17 protein-coding genes are annotated in these 17,159 nt (G+C 62.9%); 2 read left to right on the top strand and 15 right to left on the bottom strand.

The window, feature by feature from the left end; all coding sequences use genetic code 11:
- Positions 1–17: 17 nt before the first annotated feature.
- Positions 18–1,250, top strand: a complete 1,233-nt coding sequence (locus M1D34_RS08325) for a bifunctional 2-C-methyl-D-erythritol 4-phosphate cytidylyltransferase/2-C-methyl-D-erythritol 2,4-cyclodiphosphate synthase (protein WP_027993638.1) — start codon at positions 18–20, stop codon at positions 1,248–1,250.
- The gene (locus M1D34_RS08330) at positions 1,231–1,728 is read left to right on the top strand and encodes a CinA family protein (protein WP_498781578.1); all 498 of its coding nucleotides are present in this window, start codon (positions 1,231–1,233) and stop codon (positions 1,726–1,728) included. Before M1D34_RS08325 ends, M1D34_RS08330 begins: the two co-directional genes overlap by 20 nt.
- On the opposite strand, the gene M1D34_RS08335 is transcribed toward M1D34_RS08330, so the two are convergent.
- The 15 genes from M1D34_RS08335 to secG form a co-directional block, all read right to left on the bottom strand.
- The gene (locus M1D34_RS08335) at positions 1,716–2,165 is read right to left on the bottom strand and encodes a type II toxin-antitoxin system RatA family toxin (protein ID WP_015241148.1); all 450 of its coding nucleotides are present in this window, start codon (positions 2,163–2,165) and stop codon (positions 1,716–1,718) included. The genes M1D34_RS08330 and M1D34_RS08335 overlap by 13 nt on opposite strands.
- Positions 2,166–2,323: 158 nt before the next feature.
- On the bottom strand, positions 2,324–3,292 hold the full coding sequence (gene lipA, locus M1D34_RS08340; protein ID WP_003535457.1) for a lipoyl synthase: 969 nt from the start codon (positions 3,290–3,292) through the stop codon (positions 2,324–2,326).
- A gap of 134 nt (positions 3,293–3,426) precedes the next feature.
- Positions 3,427–3,678, bottom strand: coding sequence for a GlsB/YeaQ/YmgE family stress response membrane protein (locus tag M1D34_RS08345; RefSeq protein WP_003535458.1), 252 nt, complete (start codon positions 3,676–3,678; stop codon positions 3,427–3,429).
- 75 nt (positions 3,679–3,753) lie between these two features.
- Positions 3,754–5,199, bottom strand: a complete 1,446-nt coding sequence (gene lpdA, locus M1D34_RS08350; RefSeq protein WP_010969230.1) for a dihydrolipoyl dehydrogenase — start codon at positions 5,197–5,199, stop codon at positions 3,754–3,756.
- Between the two features lie 17 nt (positions 5,200–5,216).
- Positions 5,217–5,798: a GNAT family N-acetyltransferase gene (locus M1D34_RS08355; RefSeq protein ID WP_498781581.1), complete on the bottom strand. Its 582-nt coding sequence runs from the start codon at positions 5,796–5,798 to the stop codon at positions 5,217–5,219.
- A 2-nt stretch (positions 5,799–5,800) separates the two neighbouring features.
- Positions 5,801–6,442, bottom strand: coding sequence for an SGNH/GDSL hydrolase family protein (locus M1D34_RS08360; protein WP_028011131.1), 642 nt, complete (start codon positions 6,440–6,442; stop codon positions 5,801–5,803).
- Between the two features lie 56 nt (positions 6,443–6,498).
- Positions 6,499–7,842, bottom strand: coding sequence for a pyruvate dehydrogenase complex dihydrolipoamide acetyltransferase (locus M1D34_RS08365; RefSeq protein WP_498781583.1), 1,344 nt, complete (start codon positions 7,840–7,842; stop codon positions 6,499–6,501).
- A 12-nt stretch (positions 7,843–7,854) separates the two neighbouring features.
- Complete coding sequence (locus tag M1D34_RS08370) at positions 7,855–9,237, bottom strand: pyruvate dehydrogenase complex E1 component subunit beta (RefSeq protein ID WP_010969227.1); 1,383 nt, start codon at positions 9,235–9,237, stop codon at positions 7,855–7,857.
- A 17-nt stretch (positions 9,238–9,254) separates the two neighbouring features.
- Positions 9,255–10,301 (bottom strand): pyruvate dehydrogenase (acetyl-transferring) E1 component subunit alpha, encoded by a 1,047-nt coding sequence (pdhA, locus tag M1D34_RS08375; protein WP_003535472.1) that lies wholly within the window; start codon positions 10,299–10,301, stop codon positions 9,255–9,257.
- Between the two features lie 136 nt (positions 10,302–10,437).
- Positions 10,438–10,758 (bottom strand): FtsB family cell division protein, encoded by a 321-nt coding sequence (locus M1D34_RS08380; RefSeq protein ID WP_013844312.1) that lies wholly within the window; start codon positions 10,756–10,758, stop codon positions 10,438–10,440.
- A gap of 770 nt (positions 10,759–11,528) precedes the next feature.
- Complete coding sequence (eno, locus tag M1D34_RS08385) at positions 11,529–12,803, bottom strand: phosphopyruvate hydratase (RefSeq protein WP_015241146.1); 1,275 nt, start codon at positions 12,801–12,803, stop codon at positions 11,529–11,531.
- Positions 12,804–12,937: 134 nt separating this feature from the next.
- Entirely contained in the window at positions 12,938–13,780 is an 843-nt protein-coding gene (kdsA, locus tag M1D34_RS08390) for a 3-deoxy-8-phosphooctulonate synthase (protein WP_192937776.1), read from the bottom strand.
- Complete coding sequence (locus tag M1D34_RS08395) at positions 13,780–14,670, bottom strand: VOC family protein (protein WP_003534734.1); 891 nt, start codon at positions 14,668–14,670, stop codon at positions 13,780–13,782. The genes kdsA and M1D34_RS08395 overlap by 1 nt, the downstream gene beginning before the upstream one ends.
- Before the next feature lie 152 nt (positions 14,671–14,822).
- Positions 14,823–16,460: a CTP synthase gene (gene pyrG, locus M1D34_RS08400; RefSeq protein WP_162098018.1), complete on the bottom strand. Its 1,638-nt coding sequence runs from the start codon at positions 16,458–16,460 to the stop codon at positions 14,823–14,825.
- Positions 16,461–16,595: 135 nt separating this feature from the next.
- Positions 16,596–17,081 (bottom strand): preprotein translocase subunit SecG, encoded by a 486-nt coding sequence (gene secG / locus M1D34_RS08405; RefSeq protein WP_003534731.1) that lies wholly within the window; start codon positions 17,079–17,081, stop codon positions 16,596–16,598.
- Positions 17,082–17,159 lie beyond the last annotated feature (78 nt).

Below are 17,159 nucleotides of genomic sequence, written 5' to 3' on the forward strand. Positions count from 1 at the left end.
GGGACCACATACAGAAGATGCAAGGCGAAGAACAGTTCTCCTGCGGCGTCGTGATCGTTGCGGCCGGCCGCGGCGAGCGCGCCGGCCAGTCGGCCGAGGGACCGAAGCAATACCGCACGATCGGTGATCGGCCCGTTATCGCCCATACGCTTGACATTTTCGCGACATGGCCCGGAGCGGGACCTGTCGTCGTCGTGATCCACCCCGATGACGAAGAGCTGTTCGCGGCGGCCCGCAAGCGGATGGCCGGGACCTTGGAGCTGACGGTGGTCCACGGCGGAGCGACGCGCCAGCTTTCGGTGCTCGCCGGGCTGGAAGCGGTCGCCGCTACCGGCGTGGAATACGTGATGATCCACGACGCGGTGCGCCCCTTTTTCGATCACACACTGCTCGATCGCTGCGGTGCGGCGCTTCGTGACGGCGCCCAGGCCCTCCTGCCGGCAATTGCGGTCGCCGACACGCTGAAGCGTACGAAGGCGGCCGGCCTCGTTGCCGAGACCGTTCCGCGAACCGATCTCTACGCCGCACAGACGCCGCAGTGCTTCCGCCTCGAGCCGATCCTCTCCGCTCATCGGCGAGCGGCGGCAAGCGGCAGGTCCGACTTTACGGACGACGCCTCTATCGCCGAATGGGCCGGCATCCCCGTCCTTCTGGTGGAAGGAGCCGTGGACAATTTCAAGTTGACACTCCGGAGGGACCTGTCGATGGCAGACGAGAAACTGACCCGCATGGCCATTCCCGATGTGCGCACCGGCAACGGATATGACGTGCATCAACTCGTGGACGGCGACGGCGTCACCCTCTGTGGTGTCTTCATCCCCCACGACCGCAAACTCTCCGGCCATTCCGACGCGGACGTAGCCCTGCATGCCCTGACGGACGCCCTGCTCGCCACTTGCGGCGCCGGCGACATCGGCGACCACTTCCCGCCATCCGACCCGCAGTGGAAGGGCGCGCCTTCGCGCATCTTTCTCGAGCACGCTGCGCGGATCGTCCGCGAGCGCGGCGGCACTGTTACCAATGCCGACATATCGCTGATTGCCGAGGCGCCCAAGGTCGGGCCGCATCGTCAGCAGATGCGCGAAAACCTTGCGGCGATACTCGGTATTTCGCTCGACCGCTGTTCGATCAAGGCGACGACCAACGAGAAACTCGGCTTTGTCGGGCGGAACGAAGGAATTGCGGCGATCGCCACCGCGACCGTCGTCTATGCATCACGGAGCAAGCCCGATGTGGACGACCGATACTGAAGAGAAAGCGCGGGCCATAATCCAGGATTTCACCTCCCGCGGACTTAAACTGGCGACCGCGGAGTCCTGCACGGGCGGCCTGATCGCCAGCGCCTTGACGGAAATCGCAGGCTCATCCTCCGTCGTCGACCGCGGCTTCGTCACCTATTCCAACGAAGCGAAGGTCGAGATGCTCGGCGTGAACCCCGCAACGCTTGCCGCACATGGCGCCGTCTCGCGTGAGACGGCAATGGAGATGGCCCGCGCCGCGGTTTTGCACTCAGCCGCCGATATGGCCGTGGCCGTCACGGGCATAGCCGGGCCGGGCGGCGGCTCCGCCGAGAAGCCCGTCGGCCTCGTTCACCTCGCCGCTGCCGCTCGCGACGGCACGATGATTCACCGGGAAATGCGCTACGGCGACATCGGCCGGGGTGCGGTGCGGCTTGCCACCGTGCACACGGCGCTCGATCTGGTCGCAGAGCTGGCTTACGACCCGTAGATCACATCCGCCCGCTTTTCGAATGCTTCGGAGAACATGCGGAAGGCGCGATCGAACATCGAGCCCATGAGCGCGCCCAGAAGGCGGCTCTTGAATTCATAGTCGATGCAGAAGTGTACGATCGACTGGCTTTCGTCCACGGGCTCGAAACGCCAGACATTGTCGAGGTACTTGAACGGACCCTCGATATAGTTGACGTCGATGATCCGCTCTTCCCGTTTGAGAAGCACCTGGGTCGTGAATGTTTCCCGGATCGCCTTGTAGCCGACCGTCATGTCGGCAAGCAGCAGCACCTTGCCGTCGCGCTCCTTGCGCGAGCGTACGCTCAGCGCTTCGCAAAGGGGCAGGAACTCCGGATAACGCTCGACATCGGCAACGAGAGCGAACATCTGCTCGGCCGAGTGCTTGACGACGTGGTTGGTTTCGAAATGCGGCATGAATTTGAGTTAAGGCCCCAGCGCCGGAAGATCAAGGAGGCGGCGCATTTGTGCCCGGCTTCTTGTCGGTGGCAGTGGAGTGTAGCCACGAATCTCCTTCGCCCCACTTGCGGCCGCCTGCGGGGAGAAGATGGCCGGCAGGCCGGATGAGGGGCGGACTACTCCGCCGCCGCAAGCTTCCTCTCCCGCGCCGCCTTCAGCCGGGCGAAGTCGTCGCCGGCATGGTGGGAAGAGCGGGTCAGCGGGCTTGAAGAAACCATCAGGAAGCCCTTGGTATAGGCGACCGTCTCGTAGGACTTGAATTCTTCCGGAGTGACGAATTTCTCGACCTTGTGATGCTTGCGGCTCGGCTGCAGATATTGGCCGATCGTCAGGAAATCGACATCGGCGGTACGCAGATCGTCCATCAGCTGCAGCACTTCGTTGCGCTCCTCGCCGAGGCCGACCATGATGCCCGACTTGGTGAACATTGTGGGGTCGAGTTCCTTCACGCGCTGCAGAAGCCGGATCGAATGGAAATAGCGCGCGCCCGGCCGGACCGTCAGGTAGTTGGACGGAACCGTTTCGAGATTGTGGTTGAAAACGTCCGGCTTGGCGGCCACGACACGCTCCAGCGCGCCGGGCTTGCGGAGGAAATCGGGCGTCAGGATTTCGATCGTGGTTTCCGGCGAGGCTTCCCGGATCGCGAAGATGACCTTCTCGAAATGCTCGGCGCCGCCGTCGTCGAGGTCGTCGCGGTCGACTGAGGTGATGACGACATGGCTCAGGCCCATCTGCTTCACCGCCTTGGCGACATTTGCGGGCTCGTCCAGATCGAGGGCATTGGGCTTGCCGGTCGCGACGTTGCAGAAGGCACAGGCACGCGTGCAGATCTCGCCCATGATCATGAACGTCGCGTGCTTCTTGTCCCAGCACTCGCCGATGTTCGGGCATCCGGCTTCCTCGCAGACCGTCACGAGCTTGTGGCTCTTCACGATCGAGCGGGTCTCCTGGTATCCCTTCGAGGTCGGTGCCTTCACACGGATCCAGTCCGGCTTGCGCAGGACCTCGGTGTCGGGCCGGTGGGCCTTTTCCGGGTGGCGAACACGCTGCGCCCGATCCGAGACGGCGTCGAAAACCGTTACCATGTGTCTTCCTTCATAGTGACGGGCAAGCGGCAGCAAGGCCGCCCGCACCTTGTCGCCTTATATAAACAGCCGGACATGAAAAGTCAGGCCACCATTTGCATGGCAGCCTGACGGCAAACGAATGGTGAATGGCCCTACCCTCGAACGGCGCGGCCCGCCGCGATCAACAGGCATGCGCCGATGAATCCGATGATGAGATAGGCGATCCAGCCGGTGTAAGCCATGCCCAAGGCCGCGAGAATGAAATTCAATACCACGGCGCCGATAATGCCGAGGATGATGTTCGCGAACAGCCCCATCTGGCTGTTCATGAATTTTTCCGCCAACCAGCCGGCAAGCCCGCCGATGATGATCGCCGCCAGGATACCTACGCCATTCAAGCTCATGAGGACCTCCCCGCATTGTAGATGCCATGCAATCAATGCGTGAAAAAGCCGAAAGTTCCGGACGGCCGCGCGTCATCAGGCGTTCAATACTCTGCCGTAGGCATCGAGCACGCTTTCCTTCATCATCTCCGAAAGGGTCGGGTGCGGGAACACCGTGTGCATCAGTTCCTCTTCGGTCGTCTCCAGGTTCATGGCGACGACGAAGCCCTGGATGAGTTCCGTCACTTCGGCCCCTACCATGTGCGCGCCGATCAGTTCGCCGGTCTTCTTGTCGAAGATGGTCTTGATCAGGCCCTGGTCTTCGCCGAGCGCGATCGCCTTGCCGTTTGCGCCGAAGCTGTATCGGCCGACGCGGATGTCGCGGCCGAGTTCCTTGGCCTTCGCTTCCGTGAGGCCCACGGAGGCGACCTGCGGGTCGCAATAGGTGCAGCCCGGGATCTTGCCCTTGTCGAGCGCGTGCACGCCGGGAACCCCGGCAATCTTCTCGACGCAGATGACGCCCTCATGCTCGGCCTTGTGCGCCAGCATCGGCGGCCCGGCGACGTCGCCGATCGCATAGATGCCCGCGACATTGGTCTTTCCGTAGCCATCGGTGACGATGCAGCCGCGGTCGGTCTTCACGCCGAGAGCCTCGAGGCCGAGGTTCTCGATGTTGCCCTGAACGCCGACGGCGGAGATCAGACGGTCCGCCTTGATCGGCGTGACCTTGCCGTCCTTCGTCTCAACATGCGCCGTGACGTCGTTCGCGCCCTTCTCGACCTTCGTCACCTTGGCATCGGTGATGATCTTCAGGCCGCGCTTTTCGAGCTGCTTACGGGCGAAAGCGGAAATTTCCGCATCCTCGACCGGCATGATCTGCGGCAGCAGTTCGACGACGGTCACGTCGACGCCCATCGAGCGGTAGAAGCTCGCGAATTCGATGCCGATCGCGCCGGAGCCCATGACGAGCAGCGACTTCGGGAATTCCTCCGGCTTCATCGCCTCGAAATAGGTCCAGATCAGCTTGCCGTCCGGCTCGATGCCGGGGAGCGCGCGCGGGCGCGCGCCGGTTGCGACGATGATGTGCTTGGCCGTATAGGTCCCCTCTCCCTTGACGCCCTTCGGAACCGGGTTCTGCGGCTGGACGGCTGGCTTGGACGGCGCGCCGACGACGATCTCGCCGGGTTTGGTGAGCTTCGCCTCGCCCCAGATCACGTCCACCTTGTTCTTCTTCATCAGGAAGGCGACGCCGCCGTTCAGCCGCGCAGAGACGCCGCGCGAGCGGGCAACGACATCCTTGACGTTGGCGGTGATCTTGCCTTCGAGGGTCAGGCCGTAGTTCTTGGCATGGTTGGCATGGTCGAGAATTTCGGCGGAGCGCAAAAGCGCCTTGGTCGGAATGCAGCCCCAGTTGAGGCAGATCCCGCCCAGATGCTCCCGCTCGACGATCGCCGTCTTCAAGCCCAGCTGCGCCGAACGAATGGCGGTCACGTATCCGCCCGGACCCGAACCGACAACGATAACGTCGTAATTCTCAGCCATGTTTTTCCTACCTTTGGTCAAGCGGCGTTGCGGGTGAAAAGCACCCAGTCGTGTTTTCTGCTGTCTTCGAAAAGCGGCACGGCCCCGGCGCGCGCCACCTCCTCGAAGCCGTTCAGCCTGTAAAGCGCCTGCGCCGTTTCATTGTGGCTTTCGGTGATCAGGCTCACCGGCGCCTGCCCGGCGCGGGAAAACTCGTTCTCGAGCAGAGCGCGGCCTATGCCTTTACCGCGGTAATGGCGGTAAACGCCGAGGCTATCGATGAACCAGTGACCGACCACCTGCTTCTGCAGGAAAAGCAAGGGCGCAAGCACGGGATGTTTCGGCTCGATCTCGAGGATCGATGCATCGATGCCGTAGGAAACCGACACGCCGACGATCTCGTCTCCGATTTCGGCCACCACCGCATCGCGCCACGTACCGGGCCCGGCATCCCGACGCAGCACGTTGCGGCCATGCTCGAAGGCGGTTTCCGCGGATTTGCTCAGAACGCCGCCGTACCAGAGCCAGGAGGCAAAGCCGTGTGAGGCGATGTCGATCAGGATCGCAAGTTCCGCTGCCTCGCTTCGCTTAGCAGGCCTGAGGGTCGCGCCAGCCGTCATCGTCAAAGCCCGAGCATCATCCGCACGACAGGCTCCAACCCTCTGCCGACCGCCCGGGTGTTCTCCGCGTCGAGGTGGACACCGTCGATCGGCGTCGTCCTGGCCACCGATCCGCCGTCGAAGAAGCCGCAGTCGAGCTCGTCGGCGAGATCGCGATAAAGCGGCGCCAGCATTGCGGATTGCTCGACCCCGCCCGCGAACATGGCGGCAAAGGCGCTGTTGGCCGTCTCGCAGAGCGGCGGCGGCGAGACGATGAGAATCTCGGGCCCCTCCTCCGTTTCCGTCGGCCAGTCGTGCCTGCGCACCAGATTGACGAGGCGCTCGATGCCCTTCACCGCACCGAAAGCGGTGCCGTGAATGATCGGCTTCATGTCGTTCGAGCCGAGCATGAACACGATGAGATCGAGTGGCGCGTGGGTGTGCAGGACCGTCGGGAGGACACGCGCGCCGTTCCGGTCGCAATCGGCGAGATGGTCGTCATAGGCGGTCGTCCGCCCGTTCAGCCCTTCGGCGATGACATGCACGTTCGAACCGAGCGCCTTCTGCAGCACGCTCGGCCAACGGTCCTCCAGCGCATGCCGGCCGGAACCGGTTGCATCGTATCCCCAGGTCAGACTGTCACCGTAGCAAAGGACTGTCTTCATCTGCCTACTCGCTTTTCATGGGGAAAGGACCGGCTGGGAAGCCGGTCCGGATCGCATCAGACGAGCATACCCATCGGGTTTTCGATGTAGCGCTTGAAGGCGGCGAGCAGTTCGGCGCCGAGCGCGCCATCGACGCAGCGATGGTCGGTCGAAAGCGTGACGGTCATCATATTGGCGATGACCATTTCCTTGTTCCTGACGACGACACGGTCCTCGCCGGCGCCGACCGCGAGGATCGTCGCGTGCGGCGGATTGACGACGGCGGCGAAGTCCTTGACGCCCATCATGCCCATATTGGAGACGGCCGTGGTGCCGCCCTGATATTCTTCCGGCTTCAGCTTGCGCTCCTTCGCGCGCTTGCCGAGATCCTTCATCTCGTTGGAGATCGCCGAGAGGCTCTTCAACTCCGCCTGGCGGACGATGGGCGTGATCAGGCCGCCGGGGATGGAGACGGCAACGCCGACGTCCGCGTGCTTGTGCTTGACCATGTTCTGATCGGTCCAGGACACATTCGCATCCGGTACGTCGCGCAGCGCCAGAGCAAGCGCCTTGATCACCATGTCGTTCACGGAAAGCTTGTAGACCGGCTTACCATCCTTTTCAGGTGCTGCGGCATTCAGCTGGGCGCGCAGCGCCATAAGCGCGTCGAGCTCGCAATCGACCGAAACATAGAAATGCGGGATCGTCTGCTTCGATTCGACGAGGCGCTTGGCGATCGTCTTGCGCATGCCGTCATGCGGCACGAGTTCGTAGGAGCCTGGCTCGAAGAGCTTGAGGACGGCGTCCTCCGACATGCCCTTAGCGAGCGTCGCCGGGGCCGGAGCTGCTGCCGGCGCGGCGGCGGGCTTGGCGGCGCCACCGGAAACGGCTGTCTCGACGTCCTTCTTGACGACGCGGCCATGCGGTCCGGAACCGGCGATCGCCGAAAGGTCGATGCCTGCCTCCTTCGCGAGGCGGCGTGCCAGCGGCGACGAAAAGATGCGCTTGCCTTCGCCATCGGCGGGCGCAGGAGAAGCCGGAGCAGCAGCTTGCGGTGCCGGCGCTGCGGCGGGTGCCGGAGCCGCGGCCGGTGCCGTTTCGGCCGTTTCCTTCGGCTTCGGTGCCGGGGCTGCTCCCGCTGCACCGTTGCCGCCCTTGGCGGCAGTCGCGACGTCTTCGCCCTCGGCGGCGAGAACCGCGATCAGCGCATTGACCTTGACGCCTTCAGTGCCGGCGGGAACGACGATCTTGGCGACCGTGCCCTCATCGACGGCTTCCACTTCCATCGTCGCCTTGTCGGTCTCGATCTCGGCGATCACATCGCCGGACTTGACCTTGTCGCCTTCCTTGACCAGCCACTTGGCCAGATTGCCTTCTTCCATGGTCGGAGAGAGGGCCGGCATGGTGATGTTGATTGGCATCGAACGACCCCCTTATTTGTAGCAGACGGCTTTCACCGCATCGACGACTTCCGCGACATTCGGCAGAGCAAGCTTTTCAAGGTTGGCCGCGTAAGGCATCGGCACGTCCTTGCCGGCGATCGTCAGGATCGGCGCATCGAGATAGTCGAAGGCCTGCTGCATGACGCGGGTGGCGATCTCGGTGCCGACGGAGGACTGAGGATATCCTTCCTCGACGGTGACGAGGCGGCCGGTCTTCTTGACGGACTCGATGACGGTCGGCAGGTCCATCGGCCGGATCGTGCGAAGGTCGATGATCTCGACGTCGATACCCTGCGCCTCGAGTTCCGCCGCGGCCTTGATCGCATAGGTCATGCCGATGCCGAAGGAGACGAGCGTCGCGTCCTTGCCGGTACGATGGATGCGTGCCTTGCCGATCGGCAGCACGAAATCGTCGAGCTTCGGCACTTCGAAGGACTGGCCGTAAAGGATCTCGTTTTCGAGGAAGATCACCGGGTTCGGATCGCGGATGGCGGCCTTGAGCAGCCCCTTCGCGTCCGCCGCCGTATAGGGCATAACGACCTTCAGGCCCGGAATGTGGCTGTACCAGGCGGCATAGCACTGGGAGTGCTGCGCGGCGACGCGGGCTGCAGCACCGCTCGGACCGCGGAAGACGATCGGCGCGCCCATCTGGCCGCCGGACATATAGAGCGTCTTGGCGGCCGAGTTGATGATCTGGTCGATCGCCTGCATGGCGAAGTTGAACGTCATGAACTCGACAATCGGGCGCAGACCCGTCATCGCCGCGCCGACGCCGACGCCGGCAAAGCCATGTTCCGTGATCGGCGTGTCGACCACGCGGCGCGCACCGAATTCCTGCAACAGGCCCTGCGTGACCTTGTAGGCGCCCTGGTATTCGGCGACCTCTTCGCCCATGACGAAGACGTCCTCATTGGCGCGCATCTCTTCGGCCATCGCGTCGCGAAGCGCTTCGCGGACGGTCATCGTCGCCATTTCGGTTCCGGCCGGAATTGCCGGGTCGGAAGGAACGTCCGCCTTGGGCTGCGCCGCGACGGGCGCCGCGGAAGCAGCCGGCGCTTCAGCCGCGGCCGGCTTAGGCGTTTCCGCTTTCGGGGCTTCGGTTTTCATGGAATCGATGTCGCTTGCGGCTTCGCCATCCTGCAACAGCACGGCGATTGGCGTGTTCACCTTCACACCCTCGGTGCCGGCTGCGATCAGCAGCTTGCCGATCGTGCCTTCGTCTACCGCTTCCACTTCCATCGTGGCCTTGTCGGTTTCGATTTCCGCGATGACATCGCCGGAGGACACCTTGTCCCCCTCGTTCTTCAGCCACTTGGAGAGCGTGCCTTCCTCCATGGTCGGGGAAAGGGCAGGCATAAGGATTTCTACAGGCATGTTTGTCCCTCCCCGGATCAAAGCAGGATATCGGTATAGAGCTCGGAGACATCCGGCTCCGGATCAGACTGGGCGAAATCGGCACTGTCCGCAACGATGTCGCGAACCTCCTTGTCGATCTGCTTCAGTTCGTCCTCGGTCGCCCAGCCTTTATCCGTCAGGCGGGCCTTCACCTGCTCGATCGGATCATGCTCCGAACGCATCTTCTGCACTTCATCCTTCGAGCGATACTTCGCCGGATCGGACATGGAATGGCCGCGATAGCGGTAGGTCAGCATTTCGAGGATGATCGGGCCCTTGCCGGAACGGCAATGTTCGACCGCCTCGTCGGCTGCGGCCTTGACGGCGCGGACATCCATGCCGTCAACCTGATAGCCGGGAATGCCGAAGGAAGCGCCGCGCTGGGAGAAATCGGTCTGCGCCGATGCCCGCGACACGGAGGTACCCATGGCATAACGGTTGTTCTCGACGATGTAGATCACCGGCAGTTTCCAGAGAGCGGCCATGTTGAAGCTCTCATAGACCTGACCCTGGTTTGCCGCACCGTCGCCGAAATAGGCGAGGCTTACATTGTCGTTGCCGCGGTATCTGTTGGCGAAAGCGAGGCCGGTCCCGAGCGAGACCTGTGCACCGACGATGCCGTGCCCGCCATAGAAGTGCTTTTCCTTGGAGAACATGTGCATAGAGCCGCCCTTCCCCTTGGAAAGACCGCCACGGCGCCCGGTGAGCTCCGCCATCACGCCGCGCGCACTCATGCCGCAGGCGAGCATATGGCCATGGTCGCGATAGCCGGTGATGACCTGGTCGCCCTCTTTCAGCGCCAGCTGCATCCCGACGACGACGGCTTCCTGACCGATATAGAGGTGACAGAAACCACCGATGAATCCCATACCGTAGAGCTGGCCGGCCTTTTCCTCGAAACGCCGGATCAACAGCATTTCCCGGTAGGCCTTGAGATCGTCTTCCTTGGAGAATTCGGCGATCGTGCCGCCGGCAAAATCTTTCTTGGCCGGCTTGGCAGCGGTCTTGCGGCTGGAAACGGACGCGGATTTTCGCGGAGCCATTCGTTCCTCCCAATGGTTAGCCTTTGGCGGCTACCATAGGGAAAGAAAAGCGCGGCAGCAATGCCATATTTGCATGGCTATTATTCGCGCCAACCGTTTGAAATTTAACGTCTTTTTTAATTTAACCTATTTTCAGTTAATTCGCAGGGTGGTGGAAAATAACGATCTCGTCGCTGCGCGACATGTTGAGCGCGAGGCGAGCCTTCTCATCCAGCATGTCTCTCTCCAGCGAACCGTCGCTCATCAGCTCGACTTCCTTTTCCAGGATTTTTCGCGTCTGAGTGAGCTCGTCCAGCCGTGCCTGCCGCTCGGCAATCTGGCGGTCGAACTCCTTCGTCGCCTCCAGACCATAGCCGCCATGGATCGAATGATAGCCGAAATAGGAAAGGAAGGCGACCGCCAGCAACGGCACCACCAATCGCCCCAGTCTTCGCTTCTTGTGATGCCGTGTCCACATCGCTCATGCCCTGAATTGAGTTGGAGCGGGCTGCAGGAGAAACTGCAAACCATAGTCCCGCGCCCGCTCCAATACGCAGTACGAATATGAAGACTAGCGTCGATTGATTAACCGACGGTTGACCATGAATAATTTGCGAATGGAGAGGGAATTCGGAGGGACGGAGTGCCGTCGGCCGGCCATCGGCAATGAAATCGCGGCGGCCCCTCATCCGCCTGCCGGCACCTTCTCCCCGCAAGCGGGGCGAAGGGACTCGTAGCGCCGCCGCTTGTCCCTTCTCCCCGTCAGAACGCTACGGCATGCACATATCTCTTGTTGTCCAGCCCTTCGCGGACTTACTCCGGAGTGGCGGCATCTGTATTTCCAGCAGTGGCGAGGCTTGCGGATGGGTCCTCAGGATCAAACCCATATGCGCTAACATTGGCATTAGCGGTCACCCGCCCCTCATCCGCCTGCGCCACCTTCTCCCCGCAGGCGGGGAGAAGGGACAAGCGGCGCCAACTGAACCCCGCATTCACCGCCCGCCCGAGGGAGCGAGCGGGCGCGGCATATCCCTTCTCCCCGCCTGCGGGGAGAAGGTGGCGGCAGCCGGTTGAGGGGCAACCCCGACCGAGCGGGGTTGAGGCGGTTGGGTTCCCGAGGGATCCCTTTCATCAGCAGTATCCGCCGCACCGGCGCGCAAGAGATATGTGCATGCCGTAGCGTCAGAACGGGGAGAAGGTGCCGGCAGGCGGATGAGGGGCGGAAAACTACCCCCGCCCCGCCTTCAATCAACCGCGCAAGATCGAGCGGCCGGCATATTGCGCCTGCGGGCCGAGCTGTTCCTCGATACGGATCAACTGGTTGTACTTGGCGAGCCGGTCGGAACGTGCGAGCGAGCCGGTCTTGATCTGACCGCAATTGGTGGCGACCGCGAGGTCGGCAATCGTCGAATCCTCGGTCTCGCCGGAGCGGTGCGACATGACGGCGGTATAACGCGCCTTGTGCGCGGTCTCGACCGCATCGAGCGTTTCCGAAAGCGATCCGATCTGGTTGACCTTGACGAGGATGGAGTTCGCGACGCCCATCTTGATGCCGTCGCGCAGGCGCGCAGAATTGGTGACGAACAGGTCGTCGCCGACAAGCTGGCACTTGTTGCCGACGAGGTCGGTCAGGGATTTCCAGCCGTCCCAATCGTCTTCAGCCATGCCGTCCTCGATCGAGATGATCGGATATTTGCCGGCGAGCTCGGCGAGATACTCGGCCATGGCGCCCGGCTCCAGCGTACGGCCCTCACCCTCGAGCACGTATTTGCCGTCCTTGAAGAATTCGGTCGAAGCGCAGTCGAGGGCGACATACATGTCCTCGCCAGGTTTGTAACCGGCCTTCTCGATCGACTTCATGATGAAGTCGAGGGCTGCAGGCGCCGAAGCGAGGCCCGGCGCAAAGCCGCCTTCGTCGCCGACATTGGTGTTATGGCCATCCGCGGCGAGCTGCTTCTTCAGCGTGTGGAAGACTTCCGAACCCATGCGGACGGCGTCCTTCAGGGTCTCGGCGCCGACCGGCATGATCATGAATTCCTGGAAGTCGATCGGATTGTCGGCGTGCGCGCCGCCATTGATGATGTTCATCATCGGAACGGGCAGGAGATGCGCGTTCGGGCCGCCGACATAGCGGTAGAGCGGCAGGCCGGAGGCTTCCGCAGCGGCCTTCGCGACGGCGAGCGAAACGCCGAGAATGGCGTTGGCGCCGAGGCGCGACTTGTTCGGCGTGCCGTCGAGCTCGATCATGGTACGGTCGATCTGGATCTGGTTTTCAGCGTCGAGACCGCCGATCGCCTCGAAGATCTCGCCGTTCACCGCATCGACGGCGCGCTCGACGCCCTTGCCGAGATAACGCGTGCCGCCATCGCGCAGCTCAACCGCCTCATGCGCACCGGTGGAGGCGCCCGAGGGAACCGCCGCGCGACCGAAACTGCCATCCTCGAGATGGACATCGACCTCGACGGTCGGGTTGCCGCGGCTGTCGAGGATTTCTCGGCCGATGATGTCGATGATTGCAGTCATGATCTCTTCCCTTGTGGACGATGATGATGGTCGGCCTGTCTTAATTCACGGCCTTGAAATTACAATGGCGTCGGGATCGCAAAATCCGGACCGCTGGGCCGCTTCATGAAAAATTCACGAAGCGCGGCACCGGCTCACGCTTTCGCAACCGCGTCAAAGGCGAGCAGTTTCTCGAGCAGCCGCGGCATGTCCTTCAGCGGCACCATGTTCGGACCGTCGGAGGGAGCATTGTCGGGATCCTCATGGGTCTCGACGAAGACACCGGCGACACCGACGGCGACGGCCGCACGCGCCAATGTCTCTACGAACTCACGCTGGCCGCCCGTGGAGCCTCCCTGGCCGCCCGGCTGCTGCACGGAATGGGTCGCATCGAAGACGACCGGAGCGCCGAGTGCCGCCATGATCGGCAGCGAGCGCATGTCGGAGACCAGCGTATTATAGCCGAAGGAAGCGCCGCGCTCGCAGAGAAGCACGTTCGGGTTGCCGCTCTCGGTGAACTTGGCAAGGACGTTCTTCATGTCCCAGGGGGCGAGGAACTGGCCCTTCTTGACGTTGATCGTCCGCCCCGTCTTCGCGGCCGCGACGAGCAGATCCGTCTGCCGTGACAGAAAGGCCGGGATCTGCAGGATGTCGACGGTCTCGGCCACGGCAGCGCATTGCTCTTCCGTATGGATATCCGTCAGCACCGGAAAACCGAACTCCCGCTTGAGGTCGGCGAAGACCTCCATCGCCTTGTCGAGCCCGATGCCGCGTTTGCCGGAAAGCGAGGTGCGGTTCGCCTTGTCGAACGAAGATTTATAGACGAGTCCGAGCCCGAGCGATCTGCAGAGCTCGACGAGCTCCCCCGCAATCATGAAGGCGTGTTCGCGGCTCTCCATCTGGCAGGGTCCGGCGATCAGTGTCAGCCGTTCCTTCTGCGAGAACACCACCTGGCCGGCACCTTCGCCGACGACGATCCTTGAATTGGTTTCCATCATCATCCTCCAAAGGCGAAGACTACACCCTGACCCGGCGCTTCCGGAACAATGAGGCGTCCGCCCATTTCTGCAAATTCAATATCGTTCTGCGCGAACAGCGCCCGCGTGGCCTCCAGATCGCTCACGCGGAAGACCACGGCGCGACCCCGCAAGCCGCGCTCCGCACCCTCGATCGAGCGACCGAAGAATGCCTCCACGCCGGCCGGGGTCAGGACGTTGATTTTGGCACTGCCTGCCTGGATGTCCATGCCGAAGGAATGGGCCGAGACCTCGCGCTCGTCCACGGCTTCCTGCAGAAGATACTGGAAATCCGTCGGGTTCTGCTCCGAAAGCACGACCTCGGCAATGCCGAGCACGCCGTTTCCATGGCGGTGAAGCGAGCTGCTGTCGACCGGCAGCGCACGCAGGCGCTGGCAGGCAAAAAGGAAAAAGTCCGGCGAACGCAGGTCCGCGGCAAAGGAAAGCCGGAAGGAACCGAGCCCTTCGCGCCCGTCGGGCAGCCGCAAAGGCCGTGAGAATTCGAGCATTTCGCCGCCGGAGATGCCGCGCGAGCGGAAACGGATGTGATCTTCGGCAGCGTCCGGCGTCCCGAGCACGACGGCGGACAGGCCCTCCGCCCCCTGGCGAAAACGAAACGCCTGGTCACGCGCCACGAAGGCGTTGCCTTCAAGCGCGGCTGCCTCGCATTCCTCCCGCGAAGCGACCGCGAGCGGCTCCAGATATGTGTCGTCCGAGAAGAAGACGCAGGCATTTGCGGTGCCGAAGGGGTGGCGCGCCTCATCGGCAACCGTGAAGCCGAGCGCCGCCAGGCGCTGCCTCGTCCGCGCGAGATCGGCCACCGGCAGCACGAGATGATCGAGCGGGCGGGCGGTTCGCTTGGATTGGCTCATGGCGGATTCCCTGATGACCGGTTTGCCGCTGTTTGCAACTTTTGACCGCCGATTGCAAGCGCGGCGGCGGGGCGCCCGGCACCGTGACCGGAAATGCGAACGGCCGCCTCTTGCAGGCGGCCGCAGAAGTGATTGCCCGTTCGGTGATCCGGCTACACAAGCCGGGACTGTTCGAGCGCTGCCTCGATGAAGCTCGAAAAGAGCGGGTGCGGATCGAGCGGACGCGACTTCAGTTCCGGATGGTACTGAACGCCGATGAACCAGGGATGGTCGGGATACTCGATCGTCTCCGGCAGAACGCCGTCCGGGGACATGCCGGAGAAAACCAGGCCACAGGATTCCAGTCGGCTCTTGTAATCGACATTGACCTCGTAGCGGTGGCGGTGACGCTCGGAAATATCGGGGGACCCATAGATGCCGGCGATCTTGGTATCGGGCTTCAAGGCTGCGCGATAGGCGCCGAGGCGCATGGTGCCGCCGAGATCGCCCGCGGCGGACCGCTTCTCGAGTTCATTGCCCTTCACCCACTCGGTCATCAGGCCGACGACCGGCTCCTTGGTCGGGCCGAATTCCGTCGAAGACGCCTTTTCGATACCGGCGAGATTGCGCGCCGCTTCGACGACCGCCATCTGCATGCCGAAGCAGATGCCGAAATAGGGCACCTTGCGCTCGCGGGCAAAGCGCGCCGCATTGATCTTGCCTTCCGAGCCGCGTTCGCCGAAGCCGCCCGGAACGAGAATGCCGTGGACCTTTTCCAGATAGGGCGCCGGGTCCTCCTTTTCGAAGACCTCCGACTCGATCCACTCGAGCTTGACCTTGACGCGATTGGCGATGCCGCCATGGTAGAGCGCCTCGATCAGCGACTTATAGGCATCCTTCAGGCCGGTATATTTGCCGACGATCGCGATCGTCACTTCGCCTTCCGGCGTGCGGATCCGGTGCGCCACATCTTCCCAGGCTTCCATGCGCGGCTTCGGCGCCGGCTCGATGCCGAAGGCGGCAAGCACTTCGTTGTCGAGCCCTTCCTTGTGATAGGCGATCGGCACGTCATAGATCGAAGCGACGTCGAGCGCCTGGATGACCGCGGACTGGCGGACATTGCAGAAGAGCGACAGCTTGCGGCGTTCCGCTTCCGGGATTTCCCGGTCGGCGCGCACGAGCAGGATGTCCGGATGAATGCCGAGCGCCTGCAGTTCTTTCACGGAATGCTGGGTCGGCTTGGTCTTCAGCTCGCCCGCGGCCGGAATGTAGGGCATCAGCGTCAAATGGACATAGACGGCGGTGCCGCGCGGCAGATCGTTGCCGAGCTGGCGGATCGCCTCCATGAAGGGCATCGCCTCGATATCGCCGACCGTGCCGCCGATTTCGCAGATGACGAAATCGTAGTCCTCATTGCCTTCGGTGACGAAGTTCTTGATTTCATTTGTGACGTGCGGGATCACCTGGACCGTCGCGCCGAGATAGTCGCCACGCCGCTCCTTGTCGATGATGTTCTTGTAGATCCGGCCCGTGGTGATGTTGTCGGTCTTGGTCGCCGAGCGCCCCGTGAAACGCTCGTAGTGCCCGAGATCGAGGTCCGTTTCCGCGCCGTCGTCGGTGACGAACACCTCGCCGTGCTGGGTGGGGCTCATGGTGCCCGGATCGACGTTCAGGTAGGGATCGAGCTTGCGCAGCCTCACACGGTAGCCACGCGCCTGCAGCAACGCTCCAAGAGCGGCCGCAGCGATGCCTTTTCCGAGGGAGGAGACCACGCCGCCAGTGATGAATACATATCGCGCCATGGGAGTCACCGGATACCTTTTCACAAACGATTCCGCCACCGAAAAATTCGTCTTTCAGAATTTTCCGTGCGGAATGGCAGATTTCACACAAAACAAAACCGGCGGATGAAGGGCATCCGCCGGCAGATCTTCTGATTTGCGGCCTTACTGACCGCTCGGAACTTGCGATCCCGTATTGCCGTTGGCGCCATCAGCCGGGGCTGCGGGGGCCGGAGCGGCAGGTGCGGCACCTGCCGGGGCCTGAGGCGCGGCAGTGCCACCTGCCGGTGCGGCGTTATTGGCGCCGTTGCCATTGGCCGGAGCCTCGGTGTTTCCGCCGGCCGGTGCGGGCTGACCGCCACCGAGCGAATCGAGTACCCCGCCGCTCGAGCTCGTTCCCGGGATACGGTCGAGAATGTCGGTCGCCTGCGGCTCGTAGCGCGACAGGATGCCCATCGCCAGCGCCAGGGCGAAGAAAAGGAAGGCCAGAACCGCGGTCGTTCGGGTCAGCGCATTGGCCGTGCCACGCGCGGACATGAAGCCCGAGCCGCCGCCGATCCCGAGACCGCCGCCTTCGGAACGCTGAATGAGAACGACGCCGATCAGGGCGACGACCACCATGAGATAGATGACGAGTAGTACGGTCTGCATCAGCTTCCAGTCCTGCCCTCTGCGGGGCATGCGAATCGAACGACGCCGGCCTCACCGTGGGGCCGCGTCAATTTGGCG

The sequence above is a fragment of the Ensifer sp. D2-11 genome (assembly GCF_054161295.1).

Coding starts and splice junctions, on each gene's coding strand:
- M1D34_RS08325 (WP_027993638.1), top strand. CDS start 18: ATGCAAGGCGAAGAACAGTTCTCCTGCGGCGTCGTGATCGTTGCGGCC.
- M1D34_RS08330 (WP_498781578.1), top strand. CDS start 1,231: ATGTGGACGACCGATACTGAAGAGAAAGCGCGGGCCATAATCCAGGAT.
- M1D34_RS08335 (WP_015241148.1), bottom strand. CDS start 2,165: ATGCCGCATTTCGAAACCAACCACGTCGTCAAGCACTCGGCCGAGCAG.
- lipA (WP_003535457.1), bottom strand. CDS start 3,292: ATGGTAACGGTTTTCGACGCCGTCTCGGATCGGGCGCAGCGTGTTCGC.
- M1D34_RS08345 (WP_003535458.1), bottom strand. CDS start 3,678: ATGAGCTTGAATGGCGTAGGTATCCTGGCGGCGATCATCATCGGCGGG.
- lpdA (WP_010969230.1), bottom strand. CDS start 5,199: ATGGCTGAGAATTACGACGTTATCGTTGTCGGTTCGGGTCCGGGCGGA.
- M1D34_RS08355 (WP_498781581.1), bottom strand. CDS start 5,798: ATGACGGCTGGCGCGACCCTCAGGCCTGCTAAGCGAAGCGAGGCAGCG.
- M1D34_RS08360 (WP_028011131.1), bottom strand. CDS start 6,442: ATGAAGACAGTCCTTTGCTACGGTGACAGTCTGACCTGGGGATACGAT.
- M1D34_RS08365 (WP_498781583.1), bottom strand. CDS start 7,842: ATGCCAATCAACATCACCATGCCGGCCCTCTCTCCGACCATGGAAGAA.
- M1D34_RS08370 (WP_010969227.1), bottom strand. CDS start 9,237: ATGCCTGTAGAAATCCTTATGCCTGCCCTTTCCCCGACCATGGAGGAA.
- pdhA (WP_003535472.1), bottom strand. CDS start 10,301: ATGGCTCCGCGAAAATCCGCGTCCGTTTCCAGCCGCAAGACCGCTGCC.
- M1D34_RS08380 (WP_013844312.1), bottom strand. CDS start 10,758: ATGTGGACACGGCATCACAAGAAGCGAAGACTGGGGCGATTGGTGGTG.
- eno (WP_015241146.1), bottom strand. CDS start 12,803: ATGACTGCAATCATCGACATCATCGGCCGAGAAATCCTCGACAGCCGC.
- kdsA (WP_192937776.1), bottom strand. CDS start 13,780: ATGATGGAAACCAATTCAAGGATCGTCGTCGGCGAAGGTGCCGGCCAG.
- M1D34_RS08395 (WP_003534734.1), bottom strand. CDS start 14,670: ATGAGCCAATCCAAGCGAACCGCCCGCCCGCTCGATCATCTCGTGCTG.
- secG (WP_003534731.1), bottom strand. CDS start 17,081: ATGCAGACCGTACTACTCGTCATCTATCTCATGGTGGTCGTCGCCCTG.